15 protein-coding genes and 1 pseudogene are annotated in these 21,229 nt (G+C 34.0%); 7 read left to right on the top strand and 9 right to left on the bottom strand.

Annotated elements, in window-relative coordinates:
• Positions 1-25 precede the first annotated feature (25 nt).
• Positions 26-442, bottom strand: a complete 417-nt coding sequence (locus UABHE_RS13240; protein WP_372370817.1) for a cyclic-phosphate processing receiver domain-containing protein — start codon at positions 440-442, stop codon at positions 26-28.
• A gap of 104 nt (positions 443-546) precedes the next feature.
• Between UABHE_RS13240 and UABHE_RS13235 the strand changes: the two genes are divergently transcribed.
• Positions 547-1,314 (top strand): hypothetical protein, encoded by a 768-nt coding sequence (locus UABHE_RS13235; RefSeq protein WP_372370816.1) that lies wholly within the window; start codon positions 547-549, stop codon positions 1,312-1,314.
• A gap of 134 nt (positions 1,315-1,448) precedes the next feature.
• Here the strand turns inward: UABHE_RS13235 and UABHE_RS13230 are convergent, their stop codons facing one another.
• Positions 1,449-1,712, bottom strand: a complete 264-nt coding sequence (locus UABHE_RS13230) for a four helix bundle protein (RefSeq protein ID WP_372370815.1) — start codon at positions 1,710-1,712, stop codon at positions 1,449-1,451.
• An 806-nt stretch (positions 1,713-2,518) separates the two neighbouring features.
• Between UABHE_RS13230 and UABHE_RS13225 the strand changes: the two genes are divergently transcribed.
• A complete protein-coding gene (locus UABHE_RS13225) occupies positions 2,519-3,793 on the top strand; it encodes a carbohydrate porin (protein ID WP_372370814.1) in 1,275 nt (424 codons plus the stop codon).
• A 75-nt stretch (positions 3,794-3,868) separates the two neighbouring features.
• Here UABHE_RS13225 and UABHE_RS13220 read toward each other — a convergent pair.
• The 4 genes and pseudogenes from UABHE_RS13220 to UABHE_RS13205 form a co-directional block, all read right to left on the bottom strand.
• Positions 3,869-4,987 (bottom strand): annotated as a pseudogene (locus UABHE_RS13220) (ABC transporter ATP-binding protein); the annotation flags it as partial.
• 76 nt (positions 4,988-5,063) lie between these two features.
• On the bottom strand, positions 5,064-6,695 hold the full coding sequence (locus UABHE_RS13215; RefSeq protein WP_372371610.1) for a serine/threonine-protein kinase: 1,632 nt from the start codon (positions 6,693-6,695) through the stop codon (positions 5,064-5,066).
• Positions 6,695-7,417, bottom strand: a complete 723-nt coding sequence (locus UABHE_RS13210; RefSeq protein WP_372370813.1) for a protein kinase — start codon at positions 7,415-7,417, stop codon at positions 6,695-6,697. Before UABHE_RS13210 ends, UABHE_RS13215 begins: the two co-directional genes overlap by 1 nt.
• 862 nt (positions 7,418-8,279) lie before the next feature.
• Positions 8,280-11,054: a protein kinase gene (locus tag UABHE_RS13205; protein WP_372370812.1), complete on the bottom strand. Its 2,775-nt coding sequence runs from the start codon at positions 11,052-11,054 to the stop codon at positions 8,280-8,282.
• A 557-nt stretch (positions 11,055-11,611) separates the two neighbouring features.
• On the opposite strand from UABHE_RS13205, the gene UABHE_RS13200 reads away from it, so the two are divergent.
• Genes UABHE_RS13200 through UABHE_RS13190 form a run of 3 tightly spaced genes read left to right on the top strand, consistent with a single transcriptional unit; the run spans position 11,612 to position 13,888 of the window.
• Positions 11,612-13,084: a hypothetical protein gene (locus tag UABHE_RS13200; protein ID WP_372370811.1), complete on the top strand. Its 1,473-nt coding sequence runs from the start codon at positions 11,612-11,614 to the stop codon at positions 13,082-13,084.
• Positions 13,081-13,572 (top strand): RNA polymerase sigma factor, encoded by a 492-nt coding sequence (locus tag UABHE_RS13195; protein WP_372370810.1) that lies wholly within the window; start codon positions 13,081-13,083, stop codon positions 13,570-13,572. The genes UABHE_RS13200 and UABHE_RS13195 overlap by 4 nt, the downstream gene beginning before the upstream one ends.
• Positions 13,565-13,888, top strand: coding sequence for a hypothetical protein (locus tag UABHE_RS13190; RefSeq protein WP_372370809.1), 324 nt, complete (start codon positions 13,565-13,567; stop codon positions 13,886-13,888). The genes UABHE_RS13195 and UABHE_RS13190 overlap by 8 nt, the downstream gene beginning before the upstream one ends.
• A gap of 1,167 nt (positions 13,889-15,055) precedes the next feature.
• Here the strand turns inward: UABHE_RS13190 and UABHE_RS13185 are convergent.
• Both UABHE_RS13185 and UABHE_RS13180 read right to left on the bottom strand, forming a co-directional pair.
• Positions 15,056-16,438 (bottom strand): leucine-rich repeat domain-containing protein, encoded by a 1,383-nt coding sequence (locus UABHE_RS13185; RefSeq protein ID WP_372370808.1) that lies wholly within the window; start codon positions 16,436-16,438, stop codon positions 15,056-15,058.
• Between the two features lie 56 nt (positions 16,439-16,494).
• Positions 16,495-17,322 carry a TonB family protein gene (locus tag UABHE_RS13180; protein ID WP_372370807.1) on the bottom strand — a complete coding sequence of 276 codons (828 nt, stop codon included), beginning with the start codon at positions 17,320-17,322 and terminating at the stop codon, positions 16,495-16,497.
• Between the two features lie 109 nt (positions 17,323-17,431).
• Between UABHE_RS13180 and UABHE_RS13175 the strand changes: the two genes are divergently transcribed.
• Complete coding sequence (locus UABHE_RS13175) at positions 17,432-19,747, top strand: TonB-dependent receptor plug domain-containing protein (RefSeq protein WP_372370806.1); 2,316 nt, start codon at positions 17,432-17,434, stop codon at positions 19,745-19,747.
• 68 nt (positions 19,748-19,815) lie between these two features.
• Positions 19,816-20,019 (top strand): hypothetical protein, encoded by a 204-nt coding sequence (locus tag UABHE_RS13170; protein WP_372370805.1) that lies wholly within the window; start codon positions 19,816-19,818, stop codon positions 20,017-20,019.
• 81 nt (positions 20,020-20,100) lie between these two features.
• On the opposite strand, the gene UABHE_RS13165 is transcribed toward UABHE_RS13170, so the two are convergent.
• Positions 20,101-21,225 carry a saccharopine dehydrogenase C-terminal domain-containing protein gene (locus UABHE_RS13165; RefSeq protein ID WP_372370804.1) on the bottom strand — a complete coding sequence of 375 codons (1,125 nt, stop codon included), beginning with the start codon at positions 21,223-21,225 and terminating at the stop codon, positions 20,101-20,103.
• Positions 21,226-21,229: the final 4 nt, after the last annotated feature.

Genomic DNA, 21,229 nt, shown 5'->3' with positions numbered 1-21,229 from the left:
CGCCCTAATTGAAAGACTACTTAGTTCAACAATAACCATTGAAAACATAATTCCAATTCACTTGCTCTTGGTTTAACTGCTCATTTAGTCTTTTTGTATACATAGATTTTTTTGTTAATTTAGAAATAGGAATCACTTCTGCGCTCGTTATCACTCCAAGCATCTTCTTCGCACCGTCAGGATTCATAGAATGTAGTACTACTTTTGTATGAGCGTTACGAGATTTTACGATAAATTGTGCCACTTCAAGTCCTGTTGTTTCCTCTTCTAAATTGTAATCTAAAAGAATTAGATCAAAGTCGTACACTGAAATTAATTTTATTGCTCGCATTGCTGTCTCCGCTACAATCCATGCATGATCTTTATACATGTCACAAAGTTTCTGTTGTCTTTCAAGCAGATCTTCAACAAACAATATCCTCAGTATTTTTTTATTTGACATATGACACTCCTATTTCTTAGGCTAATCTTAGTTTGAGATTATCAACTATAAGAAAAAAATATGGAAGAATAAAGTCATCTTTTAAAAAAGCATCAGGAGGACTCATGGAAAATAACAACACAGCAAAGCCATTTATAAAGGTATTCTCATTTGCGTTTGTGTTTGCGGTAATCACTTTAGCTTTGTTTTTTAATTATATTGAAAAACAAATTCCTAGTAGAGTAGTGGCAGAAATTTGTGGACGTTGTTTCGCTGTGTTCTTTATGGCAGCGATAGTTAATGGATTTATTATTCGTAAATCACCGAAGGTTTGGTCCTTAATGAAAATAGGGATAACCACTTTTTTACTGTCAATGCTTTTAGGTATTATTGGTGGATTAGGAGAACAAAAAGATGCTCAGAAGCAATTAGAAAAAATCAAACAGCAGATGAAACAAGGCGTTAGCGAAGTAGTAGAGAAAAAACGGCAATTTGAACCAACAACAAAAGCACTAATCAAACGCTATTTGAATGTAAAAATAGAACAACGTTTTCATATACTAAATACAATAAATATATACAACGATATAAAAAAACACGGTTTACAATTCGGAATGCAATATTTTTCTCTCATTTTTGAAGAAATGACGACTCAAGAACAGAAAGAATTTGATCAAATACAAGAAAGAGCTTTTTCAAGTTTGCCTAAAGAAGATCAAGAAAAGTGCACTAGTCTAACCGAAAATATCGAAAATCTAAATCCGCAACAAGCCACACAAATTGCTCATTACAATGAAAAAGCTCTTTTGGGTTTGCCACAAAAAGATTTACAAAGATATAACAAAATTATGAGAGCAGCTATTATCAGATTACTAAACAAAACAAACGATTAGAAATACAAGTGAAAATACATGGATTCTAATATTTCGCTTGATGAAATATCGTAGGAAATCAACACTAAATAGAGATTCAGAGGCCCTAGTAGTCTTAATTCTTAATCTTAATTCTTAATCCTAATCTTAATCCTTTAAGGGGCGCGGTCTTTGGAAGTTCTTTTGATCAAAAGAACCAGCATTGAGACAATTGACCGCAGCATATTTTTTCCCAAATTAATTTGCTCTTTAGGGTAGTATTCTTTGGTAATTATTATATCTAAAGCGCCAGCACTTTCAAGCGCAGATCCTCTAGCAATATCAAAGTAGCGATCTTTAGGTGTATATTTTCCGTTTCCTTCTGCAATATTTAAAGCAATCGAGGTTGATGCTCTATCCAACTGATAGAGCGCAGCCAATTTTCTTGGTAACTTTTTTAGTATAGGATTGCTTTTTTCCCTGTAACAACGCGCACAACAATTCTCTGCGAAGTTTTGCAGTTTATTTTCCTGCTTTCTCTAAATACTTCGCCGTTTCTTTATCCAGTATAGTTTGAATTGTTATTTGCATTTTTCTCTTTTTTCTTCGCTCGTGAGATCTACGCCTATGGATTTTCGAACAGAACACTGAAAGTTGCTCTTCAAAGGCTTGCTTTTTTTTCTCATGGATAACTACTAATAATATTCCTCTTGATAAACATATTTCTTCTATTATTTCTCTACCGAATCTTATCAATCGATCTTGATAACTTACCACTACTCGTTTAATGTTTCCCGTCAACATTAATCGTAGTAGTTTTACAAAGTCTCGCTTTTTGTAATTTAGCTCTGACTCTGTTTCTTTTATTTCTACTACATTTCAATACTTTTGTTCTTCGTAGTAATTTTTTAGCTCTGTAAGATTTTGTTCATTGATCGGTTTTGTCAGTATTTCAATAGAAGCTAGATTGTCCAATACTGATTGGGTTTCAGAATAAACAATAATATTGTTGAGTTTATATGCAATTGCCAATATTTACTATAAATTATTAATTTATAGTCTTTTAAATATATTCAATATGTAATATTATTAATAATTCATATTTGCTAAAACTTGAATTCTATATTTGAATTGAACATATGGCATTCTTAGTATATTTCGCATGATATAGGAGGGGAACATGCTAGTTAAAAAATTCTAGGCACTAGAAGTGTAATTTACTTTCACAAAAACAATAAGGAAAAAAATGACAAATATACTTGTACTACTACTATTATTACAACTATTAATATTTGCAAACGAACCGATAGAAACAGAAAACAAGCAAGCGCCCAAAGAAAATTTGAACAGTGTAAGTGACGAAAAACCATTCAGCGAGTGGGATTATGCAACTGGGAATTGGGGCGGTATGCGTACAGATCTTCAAGACAGGGGGATTTTTTTTGAAATTGCCTATACAGGTGAGGTTGTATCTAACGTAGCAGGAGGTGTCGCACGTCAAACGGAATACCTAGACAATGTAGACCTCATTATGTCAATTGACGGTGAGAAATTATTTGGATGGAGTGGTTCTACTTTTCTCATTTATGGTATTGGCAATTACGGAGGAGATCCTTCGGAAAATGTTGGGGATGCCCAGGGCACAAGCAATATTGAAGCTCCTGATACATTTAAACTTTATGAAGCATGGTGGCAACAAAATTTCTTTGGAGATCAACTTTCTTTTAAAATCGGACTATATGATATAAACTCAGAATTTGATGTAATCGAAGCTGCTGGTCTATTTCTCAATGGTTCACATGGAATAGGCGCAGATTATTCACAAAGCGGCGTGAATGGCCCCTCGATATTTCCAGTAACTTCATTAGCAGCAAGAGTACTTGTTCAGGCAACCCAAAATATCTATCTATTAGCAGCTGTACTCGACGGAATTCCAGGAGATCCAGACGACGAAGTAGGAACACATGTTATTCTCAAACGCGATGATGGTTTACTTTTCGCAGGAGAAATTGGTTATATTACATATTCAGAGAACGATGAATCACAAGTCTACAGTAAATATGCATTGGGCGGGTGGTATTATACCGAAGAATTTGAAGACGTAGCAAGAGAGGATGATTTTCATCGTGGTAACGCAGGGCTATATTTGTTAATGGAGCAAACTGTTATCTGCGATGGAAATTCTCCTCGCGGTGTAGTTTACGCGCGTATAGGTGCTGCTAACAGTAATGTAAACCAGTTTGCAGCTTATTCAGGCTTTGGTTTTGCCTATACAGGTTTGGTTCCCAATCGTAACGAAGATAGCATTGGTATTGCTACTGCTATTGCATATAACGGAAATGATTTTATAAATGCGAATGGTGCAAATGCTTTTGAAGCAAGTATAGAATTTACTTATCTAGCGCAAATTACTCCATGGTTTACCTTGCAGCCAAATATCCAGTATGTTATTAACCCTGGTACCGATCCAGATCTAGATGATGCTGTAGTATTGGCTTTACGTTTTTCTGTGCTTTTGTAGACATTTCAAAGATGCACTTCCAGACAAACACCAGTTGAACCAACAAAAAGTAGAATAGTCCGGCTTTGATGTTGTTTATTGATAGCCTTTAGCTTGCAGTGAAAAAAGTCGCGAATATTGACCTTCTTGCTTCATGAGTTGTTGATGACTGCCTTCTTCGATGATTGTTCCCTTGTGAAGAACAATGATATGGTCAGCCATGCGTACTGTGGAAAATCGATGAGAAATGAAAATGGTAATTTTTTCCGATGTCATTTCACGAAAGTAATCAAACATTTGGTATTCTGCTGCTGCGTCCATTGAAGCTGTTGGCTCATCGAGGACAAAAATATCTGCATTTTTCCTCATAAAAGCTCGCGCTAGAGCAATTTTTTGCCATTGACCTAAGGATAATTCTTGGCCACCGCGAAACCATCGTCCTAGTTGCGTATTGTACTGCTCAGGTAGCTCTTTAATAAAAGAAGCTGCCATTCCTTTTTCTGCAGCTTTTTGCCAACGCTCTTCGTCTTCCCAACCTGAAATATCCCCAACTCCGATGTTTTCTCCTACTTTAAATTGGTATCTAACGAAATCTTGAAAAATTACTGCAATGCGATTATGCAGACTTTGTTTGCTCCATTCTTGTAAATCGCGACCATCGAAAAGAATGCGTCCAGAAGTAGGACTGTAGAGGCGAGTGAGCAATTTTATCAATGTCGTTTTTCCAGAACCATTTTCACCAACTAATGCTAGTTTTTTTCCTGGTTGTAAGTGAAAAGAAATATTTTGCACTGCTGGAATTTCTGATCCAGGATAAATAAAAGAAACATTTTCAAAACGTATTCCATCTCCAGGCTGTAAACCCTCATTGTGGTTTCCTGTAGAGGATATAATTTATTGTTCTAAAAATTGATATAAATTTGATAAGTAAAGGTTGTCTTCATACATTCCGCTAATTGAATTTAGTGCTGATGATAAACTCGTTTGAACCTGTTTAAATACGAGAATATACATCGTCATTTCTCCCAAAGTAATTTGATTTTTGATCGCAGCAGTTGCAATCCACAGATAAGCTCCATAAAATGCAATAGTTCCTAACAAACCTAAAACGTAACCCCAAAAACTCCGGCGAATTGTCAAATTTCGGTCTTCTTGGTATTTTTTGTTAAAAATACGCTTATAACGATCTAGTAATTTTGCTCCGACGCCAAAAATACTATTCTTTCCAATTCGATATCATATGCCTGAAAAATGTATCCTACACCTCCACTTCCGATTTTCTTTTTATCACTTACTCTACAGTAATTTTATGATCTGCAACAAATATCTCTTTTCCATCAATAAGTCCCTTAACAGTAACTTTTCCCTTGCCAATACTTAGTCCATTTAGTGGTATAAAATAATTACTTTTCAAACCTGGCCTTATAGTATTTGTCCACTCAAATGTTCTTCTTTTTTCATCTCTTTCAGGGCAATTTATGTTATAAGATGTATATATTTTTGTTGTAACCAATTTAACCTGATCGCTCTCATTATGTATTGATGTTCTACATATAAACTCATTTCCTTTTTTTATTATTACAGCACTCGTTGCACTTTGCATGTCGACTTGATAGTCGTTTTGTTCTGCAGTAACTCTGTAATAAGGTAGTTCTTTCTGTTCAATTTTAAAAGGAAAGCTAGTTATTTTTTGTCTACCGTTCCTATCAGTTAAAGTAATATCAAAGGAACCATCGCCACTACACAAATGCGCAACTTCAAATTGGTATGTTATTTTTTCGCGTAATTCGCTAATTTGATATTTCAAATCTCTTGGATATTTATAGTCTTTATACTTCACATTAAATGGTAGTTTTACATGTAAAGTAACGTTTTCCAGAGAAGAACCATCTGTGCTTTTTAAATCAAGGTTATAAATATTTTTTTGATTAATTTTTGGTTCTTTTGGAAGCTTCATTGAAATATCAACAGGGAGATTACCATTTTTTTGTTTTAGCTTTCCCTTAGTTGCAATGTCTGGATACGATAATCGAATTTCTACAACCATTGGTTCTTTACCAGGGGTAACATTTATTGTTTTGCGAACGGTTTTATATTTTGGAAACTGCACCATAATTTTTATTTTTCCAACAGGCAAACGATCTTTGAAACGAAGCATTTTGTTATTGGCTTGGTAAATTATTTTGTAAGCGGTAACAACTTTATTTAGATTACGATCTAAGATATGAAATACTATTTGACGACCGCTAGATATTTTGGTGTTTTTTTCACCTTCTTGGAGAAAATTTAATTTGTTTGGACCAGGAGCTATGTGTGGTTGTAGCCATAAGTAAACCAAAATAGATAAAAGAATGATAGTGGAGCCAAGAATAGTTTTTCTGTTGTTAGATGTTTTTTTTATATTGATAGGTTGATTTTTAATGACTTTTTCTATATCTACGACAAGTTCTTCAGCATTTTTATAGCGGTCTTTTGGATTTTTTGCTAATGCTTTAAAACATATAAGTTTGAGATTGTTATTTATTTTGAGATTTTTTGGGAATTCGGGAGAGGTATTGAGAATTTGAAAGAATATATTATAGTGAGTATCTCCGCCAAAAGGAACATCGCCAGTTAGTATTTCAAAAAGAATAATGCCCAAAGCATATACATCTGTATATTTGCCAATCTTGCTTCCTTCTACTTGCTCAGGAGCCATATAAAGAGGTGTTCCCATCTGTCCTCCTGTTTGCGAGATACTTTCTTGGACAGCCCCTGTTTTTGCCAAACCAAAATCCATCACTTTTGCAATGTTGTTTTTATCTACCATGATATTGGCAGGTTTTAAATCGCGATGAATAACTCCTTCATTATTGGCAAAATTTACAGCATATGCTACTTGAATAAAAATTTCAATTAGTTGTTGCTGATTATATTTGAGGATTAAATCTTTAAGTGGTGAACCGTCGATAAATCCATCGCAAAGTAGTAATTTCCTGACTCGTGGCCAATGTCATGTATGGTCACAATATTAGGGTGTACAAGTTTTGCTGTTGTTTTTGCTTCTTTAAGAATATTCTCTTTTTGTTTTTCACTGTCACCTCGATGTAGTAATTTTAAGGCAACAATTCTTTCCAATTCGATATCATATGCCTGAAAAACATATCCCATACCTCCACTTCCAATTTTCTTTTTGATTTCGTAGCGCCCGAGACGTTGTCCAGCTTGGATTAATATTTGTGTTGATGACTTATTAGAACCGTGGGAATCGACGACTGTCGCAGCAGCGGTCATTTTTTCTAATTTGCCAGTATCTTCCAAAAATGCTGTTGGATCTTGATCTACGCGACTTTTAAAAACAACTGTATCGGCAGAACTTATTTCTTTGTCTAATCGAAATTGAGTTAGTAGTTTCTGAGCTTTGAGATGTGCCGAATCTAGTGATATAGTTTGCCGTAAATCATTGCGGGCTTCTTTTAACATCGAAAGTTTTAAGTATACTCTAGCTCGTTTATAATAAAAATCTGCATTGGTATTTATATCTAAGATTTCATCAAGAACTTTTAGAGCTTTTGACCAATTGCGCTGTGAAGTATATTGATTGTATTTTTCTTTTAATAAATTTAAATTATCATTGCTAGGCTTTTTATTTTTTGATTCAGACATCGAGTAATTCCACAAAAGTAGTTTAAAATATTCTTTCTACCTAGGACGCGTCTCTATTCAGGTTTTTGACTCTACAACTCTTGTAAATACTGATTATTGTAACTATTTTAAAAAAGTTGGCGATGAGGTCCTTGGTTTTAGATGACTAGTTCGATTGAGTAGCTTATGAATAAGAACACACCTTATATCATATCAATTACTTAAAAATATATGTACAGGAAAAATTTTGTCAAACTACTCACAGCTCTATTTTTGGGATTATCTTATGAAGAGTTTTTCAATCTTTGGATGTTACATGGTTAAGTGGGAAAAGAATCAATAAGAAATTCTTTGCTACAGTTAGCATCTGTATGGTTTACGAGATACTGTTGGAGAAAGCAAGTAGTGTTTTGCAAACGAAAAGATCTTTTTACATATTTGTGGACGTTGAGAAATTTGGGGAAATAAATATTGATAATTCTTTCGTACATAACGAAACTAGGTAGATTGAGAGTTCTGTCCAGAGAGTTGTCCGACAATATTGATAGTAATTATTTCATCGTCTGTAGATAGTGGGTTGTTATTATTGCTAGCTCTAAAAGATTTTTGACCATCAATACTTGTCAGAAATCATTTACAATACAATAAAAAGTTGTTCAATATTTAACTCATTTTTTGAGGAAATATGTTCAATAAATCTTTTATATCCTTTATATTTCTTGTTGTTGAAAGGTTGTTCAGCAAATGTACTACATGGATAGAAATCTCCTCCTAAATTTAACGAAATAAATAGGATACAACACCGCAAATAAAAATTTACTCAATTCGTGCATACTGTCCAAGAATGAACAATAATATTAAACTATACTCAAGTTAGCTGCAGTTATTTACTTTTACGGATTTCAATGATTGTATTGATTATTTCTTTTTTACGTGCCGCGTAGACTTTTCGTAAGTTTAGGTTTGTGAGATAAACAATGAGTTTTTTAATTTCTTTTTTGTTGCAATTCTTTAAAGCTTGAGTGTGCATATAATCGTGAACCAATGATTCTATCGCTGATAAAAGAACCGCTTCTCCTTTGGGGATTAGTTTGTTTAGGTGTTCTATTAGGTGTGCAATCTCGATTTGGGAAAAAAATGTATCTTTAGTAGAACCAAAACTACTTATATCAAAGAAATACCCAGCGCAGATTTTTATCTTTTCTACTTGCGGTTTTACTTGAATACTCCAATAGTAACGCCCGACACCTCTATATATTTTTATCAAGTGGTCTTCTATTTCTTTACCATTGGAATAAAGACGATATTTGTATACGATTCCATTAATCATTTGCGCATTTTCTTTTGTTATAAACTCCTTCTTTGCCAATTTTTGCAGCGAGATTTCTACAACCATTGGTTCTTTGCCAGCGATAACATTTATTGTTTTGCGAACGGTTTTATATTTTAGAAACTGCACAATAATTTTTATTTTTCCAATTGGCAAACGATCTTTGAAACGAAGCATTTTGTTATTGGCTTGGTAAATTATTTTGTAAGCGGTAACAACTTTATTTAGATTACGATCTAAGATATGAAATACTATTTGACGACCGCTAGATATTTTGGTGTTTTTTTCACCTTTTTGGAGAAAATTTAATTTGAATTTAAATTGGTATTTGTTTGGACCAGGAGCTATGTTTATTTGTTTAGTAATAGTTTTGCAATTGGGATGAGATATTTGAAGTAGATACTTACCAGGCTTTATTTTTTCTCCACTTTGTATACTTTGACTTACATCAGTAAACATATCCTTAATATTCGCTAAAAAATCGTCCATATTTGTCGAAATGTAAATAGGAATTAATTTTGCTGTCATTTTTACCTGAAGAGTATATTGACGATCATCCGGCCAAATATGGATTTTACCTATATAATCTTCAAATCCTCGTTGCTTTATATTGACTTTGTAACTATCTGGAGCTATAGAGTCGCCTTTTTGTACTTCATATTGATTTGGATTATTTAGAGAAGTGAATGTTACTTTGTAAGGAGTCTTTTCTTTCGGTTTTATATCATGACTAATTTTGATGTCTATTTTTCGAGGTATTGTTTTAAGTTCTTCCTTTATTATATATGGAAATGAGTAAATATGAATTTTTTTATTAATAGGATAATAACCTGGCTGAGAAATTTTTAATATGTATTCTCCAGGCATAAATGTATTGTCGCGAATATTTTTACCGTTGAGAGAAAGTATCTCAGGGTCAATTTGTTCTCCTTTGGGAAAAACTCCTGTTGTTATGCTATCTACTTTTTGCGGTTTTTGTACTGAGATTGAAAGGTGTGGTTGTAGCCATAAGTAAACTAAAATAGATAAAAGAATGATAGCGGAGCCAAGAATAGTTTTTCTGTTGTTAGATGTTTTTTTTATATTGATAGGTCGATTTTTAATGACTTTTTCTATATCTGCGACAAGTTCTTCAGCATTTTTATAGCGGTTTTTTGGATTTTTTGCTAATGCTTTAAAACATATAAGTTTGAGATTGTTATTTATTTTGAGATTTTTTGGGAATTCGGGAGAGGTATTGAGAATTTGAAAGAATATATTATAGTGAGTATCTCCGCCAAAAGGAACATCGCCAGTTAGTATTTCAAAAAGAATAATGCCCAAAGCATATACATCTGTATATTTGCCAATCTTGCTTCCTTCTACTTGCTCAGGAGCCATATAAAGAGGTGTTCCCATCTGTCCTCCTGTTTGCGAGATACTTTCTTGGACAGCCCCTGTTTTTGCCAAACCAAAATCCATCACTTTTGCAATGTTGTTTTTATCTACCATGATATTGGCAGGTTTTAAATCGCGATGAATAACTCCTTCATTATTGGCAAAATTTACAGCATATGCTACTTGAATAAAAATTTCAATTAGTTGTTGCTGATTATATTTGAGGATTAAATCTTTAAGTGGTGAACCGTCGATGAAATCCATCGAAAAGTAGTAATTTCCTGACTCGTGGCCAATGTCATGTATGGTCACAATATTAGGGTGTACAAGTTTTGCTGTTGTTTTTGCTTCTTTAAGAATATTCTCTTTTTGTTTTTCACTGTCACCTCGATGTAGTAATTTTAAGGCAACAATTCTTTCCAATTCGATATCATATGCCTGAAAAACATATCCCATACCTCCACTTCCAATTTTCTTTTTGATTTCGTAGCGCCCGAGACGTTGTCCAGCTTGGATTAATATTTGTGTTGATGACTTATTAGAACCGTGGGAATCGACGACTGTCGCAGCAGCGGTCATTTTTTCTAATTTGCCAGTATCTTCCAAAAATGCTGTTGGATCTTGATCTACGCGACTTTTAAAAACAACTGTATCGGCAGAACTTATTTCTTTGTCTAATCGAAATTGAGTTAGTAGTTTCTGGGCTTTGAGATGTGCCGAATCTAGTGATATAGTTTGCCGTAAATCATTGCGGGCTTCTTTTAACATCGAAAGTTTTAAGTATACTCTAGCTCGTTTATAATAAAAATCTGCATTGGTATTTATATCTAAGATTTCATCAAGAACTTTTAGAGCTTTTGACCAATTGCGCTGTGAAGTATAATTGTTGTATTTTTCTTTTAATAAATTTAAATTATCATCGCTAGGTTTTTTATTTTTTGATTCAGACATCGAGTAATTCCACAAAAAGTAGTTTAAAAATATTATTCCTACTAGGACGTGTCTCTATTTAGATTGTTGACTCTACAACTCCTTGTAAATACTGATCTTGTTTGGACCTATTTTAAAGAAATTGGCTATGAGACCTTGGTGCTCCTTGTTAGGTTTTAGATGACTAGTTCGATTGAATAGCTTATGAATAAGAACACGCCTTATATCATATCAATTACTTAAAAATATATGTACAGGAAAAATTTTGTCAAAGTACTCACGGCTCTATTTTTGATTATCTTATAACTCGTAATGGAGTACTTCGAAGCCTCTGTCCTTATGTCAGATATTCAAGTTTAAAAAAACTATAAGTAAATTTACCATTCTAATTTAGAGGTTCCTTAAATTGTTCGTAAATAACAGATATGTAGTACTCCATTTTCATATTAAAAACTTTAAATTTTTTTTTTCCATAAACAAAAAATGTAAATTTGGGGGTCTAGCTTAATATTGAATAAAACTTATTTACTTGATCGCACATAAAATTTAGAGGTTATTCTTATAACGAGGAGAAAACAATGGAAAAAAGACAACTTAATTGGTGGCAAAAATCTTTGCTGTATTCTGCAATAGCATTATTGGCTATGGCATATGTTATCGTAATGTTTATTGTGGCAGATTCTTATCCTACAATGTTGACAACTTTAGCTGTATTGTTTATCGTCCACTGGTTTTGCCGTTCTATACAGAAGTATTGTTGGTATAAGCGTGCAAAAAAATCTGTTATCACCATCACAATTGTTTGTTTTCTTGTTTTACAAACATTTAATATTTACGGTACACATTGCCTAAGAAAAGCTTTTGAAGAAGCGGGCAAGCGAAATTGTCCGCTTACTGTTGCAGATTTATGGAAGAATTTTGCTCACGGCGATGATTTAAAATTTACTGTCAACGGGCTTCCTTTGGCTCAGGGAGTAAGTCAAATTATCCAAAAACAATACGAGTATTTTTGTGAAACTTTGCAAGATCAAGATCTCAAATATATGTTAACATGGTTTCCTTTGGATCGTGATCTTGCAAAGTTTCAATCTCCTTCTAAAAAACATTTGGAGCACATCTCGCAATTAATGTCGCTTACTGAAGATCATGTTGCTATTTTGGAAAAAGCTTTGGATTCTCCAAAGTTTGAGCCTTATTATTCTCTCTATAGCAAAAGTTCGCACTTTGAAACTCTCCTTTTTTCTAGTTTACCAAGTATGATAAAATTCTATCAACTACGTTGTTATTATTTCTTACACACAAAGCAATTTGATTCATTAGAAAACTGCATATCTAAGATGTTTCGTTTGGTATCTGCTTTAGAGGGCGAATGTCTAATGTCTTCTCAAAGCTATCGAATAAGAACTCAGATATCGGTCTTAGAAGAGTGTTATCGCTACTATTTAGTATGCGATGATAAAGAACGCTTACAAAGGCTTCAAAACATGGTGCAAGATTACTGCGAATATAATTCTATTAATGTAAGTTGGGAATTGCTTTATCTCCATTCTTGGGCTGAACAAGATATGTGGAAATATCCTGAAGAGCTGGAAATTGATAAATTCATGGGCATAAAAGCTCCTATAATACCACGTGGTTTTGGCAAGTGGTTTTTGGCTAATATTGTTTCGTATTATACATTGCATTTTCAAAAAATTAATAAAACTGAAGATGAAGCTTATAAGTTAATTTTGCCTGCTATAAAAGATGAAAAAATTTCTCCTTATTATAATCACTTAGTCAACATGGCAATGAAAGAATTTAATAAATTAGCACAAGCACGAAGTCTTGTCGCAGCTATCGATATTACTTTGAATAATTCTGAAAAATTGGATTTTGAACTCCTGCAAAAAAATTCGCTATTTAAGGACCCTTTTACCCAGAAATCTTTAATATGTAAAAATATCGCAGGAAAATATTATATCTATAGTGTGGGAAAGGATCTTAAAGATGATAATGCTCGTTTTGCCAGACAAGGTAAAAATTTTGATATAGGAGTACGCGTGAAATGAGCAATTCTCTAGCAGAGATAGTGCATGAAAGTATGGCTTCCTCTTTGCTTGGTTATATCAAAACTCTCTTACGAGACTGCAATACAGCAGAAGATATTTTTCAAAATGTCTTCTGCAAGTTATGGCAAACAAAAACATCTATAGAAAATATAAAAAACCTCAAAGCTTTTGTGTTTGCCATAGCTAGAAATGAAGTATGGAGAGAACTAGATAAACGAAAAAGTCGCATCAGAATAGTGCAAGACGATAGTGCTTTTTTTGAGGTGGCAAAGCCCGAGCAAATCTCAATTTTAGATTCCTTATCTCTGGAAGAAGCACTTTTGAGGATACCAGAGGAACAACGTGAGATAGTTTACTTAAAAATATATGGCCTCTTGACATTTCAAGAAATAGCCGATATTCTGAAAATCTCTATCAATACAGCTACTAGCAGATATCGCTATGGATTAGAAAAAATGAATAAATTTTTAAGGGAAAACAATGAATGAATTTGCAGATTTAGAAAACCGTTTGCAGGCAATTCGTCCCAAACAACCATCGCTAGAATTAAGTTGTAAGGTTCTTAATCCAAGACTTTCAGAAAAACCAAAGTTTGGTAATCATTTTTGGCTTAAAGCAGCAATTATACTTATCGCGATCACTGTTGTATGGCGCGAGTACGAGAATTATCAAATACTTGAAACTATAAACTATAAAATGGTTACTAAAAAAAATATCTACCAAGATTTTAAAGGATTATATAGAAAAACTGACTTTGCGAATGAAATTTTACTAAAACGTAAGTTTGCTTATTTAACGAAATAATCCGATGCTAGGGTAGGGAATAGCGTACCTCCGCCACCGTTATCTCGGTATTCTACATTTGAGAATGCAAAAACAACTTCTGCATGTGTAAATGTAGCTACAAATATTATAACTATTAATAAATATCTCATTTGTGTTCCTAAAAACAGATTATATTAAAACGTTTATATAACGAAAATTATTAATGGTATAATTTTTATCAAAAATTTAAGATAAATCTCAAGGAGAGTTGTCTTTATAGAGATACTCTATATAAAATAGTATCGAGGTGCAATTATATTTATTTTTACGTAAATCATAAAGTCCTTGCTTTATAAGTTTCTTGAGACCTTATTATTTTTTTTACTTTGTTTGTTAATTTTGCTACTTCATCTTCAATCGTAAGAAATCCACGATTGAGATATAAAATAAAAATTGCTGTACAAAATACTATTTTGCACAGCAACCTTGATAACAATTCAAAATAAACCATAAAAACCTTTGAATAGTATAATGTAGTATGCAAAGCCTCTCCCAAAAATTGCGTGATATATAACAGATAACATAATCATTAAGTTCATCGATAGTAATAATATACCAGCTACCCTACTTCCTCTCGTTTTTAACCACAATCCATTTATTGAGAACCAAGTACCAATAACAAATGAAGAAATTCCTACAACTAAACTAGTTGTATTTTCGGTTGGTCAGAACATCAATAGCGGATTGAAGAACATATTCATGATAAAGACGACTATGGAACCATAAAAGTAGCTACTAGCATATTTTTCTCGTATATTTTTCTTACTCATTATATTGCTCCACAATATTTATATAAACTAAGGGAAGTGGAAATATTTATTTTTTCTGCTTTCCTAAAAGGTAGTTATTCTAACGTATATCACCCGTTTACCAATGTTAGAGTAACCAAACGATTTTGCAATTAGGTACGAATTTTCTATTTTAGTTAATCTTTCTTACAAAGCAACAGCTTTGCCATTAATTCTCTCGATGTTTTCTTTTTTGTTGAGTTCTCTGGCAGTGTTGTAGATTTTGTGGTCGTTTTTGATGAGAGCATCAAGTGTGATGTGGGTGTTGATTTCTTGGACACTATTTCGTACAAAAAAATTTCAGTCTGAGTCTGAGGCTAGCGCGAAAAGCTCACTTAAATTTTGTGTGTATTAGTCTCTATTTTGTAAACATTTCAAACCACTCGAGATTATCTTTTACATTACAATTAGGTAACCACTTTTTTACATCTCGATATCGTTTATTGATATTATTTTTGCCAATACTTAGCAATTTAAGTTTATAGAGATTTCCTATTTCTTTTGGTAATTGCGTTATATTGTTGTCGTATAAATCTAGTAGTTCTAGAGAATGAGCTTTTCCTATTTCTTTTGGTAATGTACTTATTTGATTAGAAGATAAAAATAGTTTTTTTAAGGAAGTAAGTTGTCCTATTTCCCTTGGCAAAGTTTTTATTATGTTTGAGGATAAGTTTAAATTTTCAAGAGAATGCAGTTTTCCTATTTCACTAGGTAAACTGGTTAAGTTATTTATTGATAAATCTAACCATTTAATTAATGAAAGTTTTCCTATTTCTGGTGGGAGGCTAGTTAATGGTGTTTGTCTGATTGTTAAACTTTTAAGCTTAGAAAGTTGCCCTATTTCCTGTGGTAATTCACTTATTTGTGATTTGTCTATGCTTAGATTTTGAAGAGATATAAGTTGTCCGATTTCTTTTGGTAGTTTGTTTAGTTTATCTTCGTTTATAGATAAATTTTGAAGAGATGAAAGCTGTCCTATTTCTTTCGGTAGTTTTTTTATTTGATTAGAAGACAAAAAGAGTTCTTTTAAAGAAGTAAGTTGTCCTATTTCTTTTGGTAACTCACTTATTTGATTATAAGACAAAGACAGCTTTTTTAAAGAAGTAAGTTGTCCTATTTCTTTTGGTAATTTTGTTATGTATGTGTCTTCTATCACTAAATTTTTCAAAGTTAAAAGTTGCCCTATTTCATTTGGAAGTTCACTGACAAATGCTTCTTTTTCTATTATTAAAGTTTCTAAAGAGGTAAGTTGTCCTATTCCTTTTGGTAATTTACCTGTTAATGTTTCAGCTACATCTACATCTATAACCACAAATCGAGAATAACCAGCGGTGGATTTTTGGCCCACTATTAAAGTTTTCAAAGATGAAAGTTTTTCTATTCCTTTTGGTAAAAATGTGGTTAAGTTATTTAATTTCCACAAGGAAGTTTTAGTCAACTTTGTTATGTAATAAACGTTGTCATCAGTCCAGTCAAGATACTTAGCTTTTAGGCTCCATAATATTGGCTCGCGAAAAGTACGAGTTTCTCCTAATACTTCACGTTGCCGTTTATATGTACCGTAAAAAATCATTCCGTGTTTGTAAGAAAGAGAGAAAGTATTCGTTTCTAGACTATTGCCATAAATCTTTTTGCCTTTGAGATGTCCGAGGAAAAATACAGCAGCAATTATTATGCACCCAATAGAACACAGAATAATTGCCACTAATAACAGTTTAATTAAAATTTTACTTTTTTTCATTCTGTTCTCATTTCGATTAGGGCAATTCCTATCAAAATCATCTAACGAAGTAACCTCTACAGTCGAAACGCAATGGGTACCTTAATCCACGAATTTACAGGTACGTCATTTTTAGTTGCGGGGACAAATTGCCATCTTTTTACTGATTTTTTGGCGGCCTGGTCAAGCATTCTCATGCCACTTCCTTTTAGCATCTCTATTTGGCCTACTGTCCCATCTTTGAGTATCTGAATGCGTAGGAGTAGCTTACCTGAAAGCCTAAGTCTTCTCGCCATTTTTGGGTAGTCTATGGGGAGTTTTTTTCGCAGCTTTGGTCGGGTGATTTTTGCGTTTTTTTGCGCAGAGCTGTTAGTCGCAGTACTTTGTTTTGAGGTTTGCTGTTTTGATGTACTTTTTTGTGACGCTGTTTGTTGTGTTTGTTTTTTTTCGAATTGTTGTTTTGTTGTTTTCGTCATTTTGGCGTTTTGTTGTTTGGGTGTTTTGCTTTTTATGGGTTGATTATTTTTATTTACTTGCTTGGATGGTAGTTTAGGGGTACGTTTCGTTATAGGTTTTTTTGGGGTCAGACGTAATGATCCGAAGTTTTGTTGTGGTTTTATTGGAAGAGGTTTATGGTCTACAATTGGTTTTGAGAAGTCGTCTGTTTGTTCTGTAAAATCGACACTTGGATTTTGCGGGTCTTTTATTTTTGGCTCGAATACTTGTGGCTCAACTAGTAAATTGTTACGCAGTGTTGTATCTCGTGAAATGTGCGGGTCTACTTCATAATTATAGTGTAGTGAGATTTTGGTTTTCGATTTTTGTCCTATTAAAATGACAAATGAAACCGAAAAAATCGCAATATGTACTACAATGGAAGCTAAAAGACTTTTGTTTATTTTCATATGTTGGCCAAAAAAAAATTTTATTATGAACTTTGGTATATTAATTACGTATACGTAATATAACACGTTATGTTCAACGAAAAAAATATTTTTATCATAGGAATAACAAATGAAAACGATTTTACTTGTGACTTTTCTACTTATGTTGCCCGTTTGTGCAGATGATGACATTATTTTTGATGAACCTCTTGATTTAGAAGAAGAGACTTCGCAAAAACAGAAGAAGCCTGAATTTAAAATTATTCCCAATAATAGTATGAAACGGAAAATGGAAGCAGAGAAAAAAGAGAAAAAAGAGAAAAAAGAATTTAAAATTATTCCTAACAGTAACATGAAGCGGAAAATGGCCGAAGAAAAAGAAAAGGAAAACCAAGAAGAAGATGTGGTTGATGAAAAGTGGGCGTTGGATGAAACGGTAGTTACGCCAAATACCCAAGAATCGAAAAAATTTGATCAACCAAATATTATTTATAAACTCGACCAAGAGACCTTACAAAATAGAAAAATGGTACGTACTTTACCTGAAGCACTTAAAGAAACGCCAGGAGTTATGGTACAAAAGACAGCTCATGGGCAAGGTTCACCATTTATCCGTGGATTTACTGGGTTTCGTACACTTCTTCTTATCGATGGTGTTCGCCTAAACAACTCTATTTTTCGCGAAGGACCTAATCAATATTGGAATACTGTGGATTTTTTAGCGATCAAGTCTTTGGAAGTGGTGAAGGGACCAGGGTCACTTATTTATGGTTCCGATGCAGTGGGAGGAGTTGTCAATGCTATTACCAGAGAGCGCGAGCGCTATAGTGATGATTCGTTACTAAATACGCGTTTGTATTATCGTTATTCTAGTGGTGAACGTTCTCATGTTACGCGTGCAGAGGTTTCGGGGAATTATGGTTATGATTTTGGTTTTACTGGTGGAATTTTTTACAAACGATTTGGCGATTTGATTGCTGGTGGTGATACTAATGAGTTAGAAAAAACCGGATATGATGAGCGTGGAGGAGATTTTAAACTCAATTGGTTTTTATCGAATCATGAAGAGCTTGTTTTTGGTTATTTTGGCTTAAATCAAAACAATGCAGAGCGTACTCACAAAACCATTTTTTCAAAAAGTTTTCGCGGCACTGATGTTGGAGATGAACTGCAAAGGCGTTTAGACCATGATCGACACTTGACTTACGTGCAGTATCGTTTGTATGATGTTGAGGAATTTGTGGACAACGCTACTTTTACTGCTTCATGGCATTACCAACAAGAAGAGCAAGATCGAGTTCGTGCAAATTTACGTCGCGATGTACAGGGGATTACTACAAATACGGTTGGACTTAATGCGCGACTTGCTAGTGATTTAGGTTTTGGAACTTTAGTTTATGGTGGAGAGTACTATCGCGACTTTGTGCGCTCTTTTCGCGAAGATTTTAATGCCGATGGTAGTTTTCGTGGAAGAAGAATACAAGGACCAGTAGGAGATGATGCGACTTACGATTTACTTGGAGCATATGTACAACTTGAGCTACCTGTTTTCGATCAGCTTACTATTATTCCTGGCGTACGCTACACTCATGCATGGTTAGAGGCAAATGAAGTGGAAGATCCAGTTACTGGCGACGCGGTATCTATTGAAGACGATTGGGGAGGTTTTGTTGGTAGTTTAAAGTTTGTATGGGCGCTTAATGAAAATTGGCATATCTTTGGTGGTGTTTCACAAAGTTTTCGTACTCCAAACCTTTCAGATGTCACGCGCTTTGATACAGCTCGTTCTAATGAGATCGAAACGCCTGTACGCGAACTCGATCCTGAATATTTTATTTCTTATGAAATAGGCTTAAAAGCGCAATATTCGAATTGGTATTTTCAAGGCTCTTATTACTATACACAAATAGACAATATGATCATTCGTTTTCCTACTGGCAATATTATCAATGGTGATGTCGAAGTAACTAAAGATAATGAAGGTGATGGTTTTGTGCACGGTGTTGAGCTTGAGGGAGGTTTTAACATCACCTCTGATTGGCAAGTTTTTGGTGGTTTTGCGTGGATGGAAGGGATTGTATCTACATTTCCAGAAGCAAATGGAATTAAGAAAGATGAACCCATTGACCGTATGCAGCCAGCACAAGGCTTTGTAGGACTACGTTGGACACACCCGTCGAAAAAATATTGGGCGGAGGGACTTGTTACTATGGTTCGCGGACAAGATCGTCTATCGACGCGCGATGCGGCTGATACTGAGAGAATTCCACCTGGAGGTACACCAGGATATACAACCTACACAGTACGTGCGGGCGCACAAATTACTGATAATATTACAGTGAGCGCTGCTATTGAAAATATTAGCGATAAAGATTTTCGCGTACATGGGTCTGGGCAAAATGAACCGGGATTTAATGGGATTGTTTCTGTTGATTTTAATTATTAATACTTTGGAGTGTTAATTGTTGACAGAAATGAAGCTTAGGGAGGTCATACGCCCGAGAAAGGATATTTATGTTTGAAAATATCGGGGAGTGGATTGATGGGGTAATTCCTTTTATAGGAGGACTTTGGGCTTTTCTGTATTACAATGAAATTATTCCAAATAAAGATCCTGAAGGTTTTGAAGATTGGAAAAATCGTTACGGGAAGATAATTGTAATTGCTTCTCCTCTGTGCATTCTTTTTGGCGTGTTGAAATTATTAAGAATTATGTGAAATCGTAAAAATTGAAACTTCATTGTTTTGAAAAAGATAGCAAGTGGAATCTCTAATCCGAGATTCCACTTTATCATCGCACTACGCGTCTGGCTGCAAATCAACAGTCACATTTCTTTGCTGTAAATGAGTAAATACTTTTGCCATACAGTCTTCATGCTGACCTACATACTCTGGAGGACAAATTCCTTTACGAGAGAAATGTCCTTCTGCAACCAAGCGCGCAACACCAGTACATGTATATCCCGTTGTTCTTGCCATTGAAGTTGTGTCTGTTTCACTGCAATAACGATCTAGCATTTCATATACATATTTTTTACTAGTGCCATTTTCTTTACCATCAATAGTAATGCGCATAATGGTAAAATCGTGTTCTTTGTCTTTGAATTTCCATTTTGGAAATAGCAATTTTGAAGTAAAGTCTATTGGACGTATTTTTGTGCCATTTATTGTCATCTCCTCTTTGGAGAAAAATCCTGTTTCTCGGAGTACTTTCATATACTCTATATGCCCTGGGTAGCGCATAGTTTTTTCTTTCATATTTGGTATCTGCATTGTGGTGAGCAAAGTTCTTAGGCCATCACTATTGAAAGATTCTAGAGTGCCTATTTGCGAAAATTCAATGTACTCTGCTTCAGAGAGTGCTTCTTTTATAACAACTTCGCCATTCTCGACAATACGTGCTGGTCTAGTGTATTCTTCGATAACATCAATCGGAGAAAATGGAGCTTTATATTCGTAAGGCCATGTTCTTTTTGCTGGCAAACCACCTACAAGGCATTCGAAATTCTCTATTTGCATTTTTTGAGTATGATGCCCTAAAATAATATTACCAAGGCCAGGAGCAACACCGCAATCGACAACTGCTGTTATCCCATTTTTTTTCGCCAAATCATCTAGTAAAAAAAAGTCTTCTTCGCCAAAAGAAATGTCTACAACATTCTTTTGCGACTCAATAACAGCCTTTAGCGTTTCGAATCCCATAAAACCTGGAACGGCGAGTACAACTAGATCAAAAGGATCTATACAAGCCTTAATTTCATCCGTCTTTGTAAGATCCATTACTTTGGTTTCGATATTGGCATTTTTTAACTCTTGTAGATTATCAGGGTTTACATCTACGGCTGTTACTTGGTAGTCTTTTGCCAAGTCTTTGGCCATCGCTTTCCCCATGAGACCAGCGCCTAGTACAATGATTTTCTTCATATTG

Origin of the sequence: Candidatus Uabimicrobium helgolandensis, assembly GCF_041508025.1 — a bacterium.
Taxonomy (GTDB): domain Bacteria; phylum Planctomycetota; class Uabimicrobiia; order Uabimicrobiales; family Uabimicrobiaceae; genus Uabimicrobium; species Uabimicrobium helgolandensis.
The sequence above is the reverse complement of the archived record's forward strand: the minus strand, read 5'-3'. Positions and strand labels throughout refer to the sequence as shown.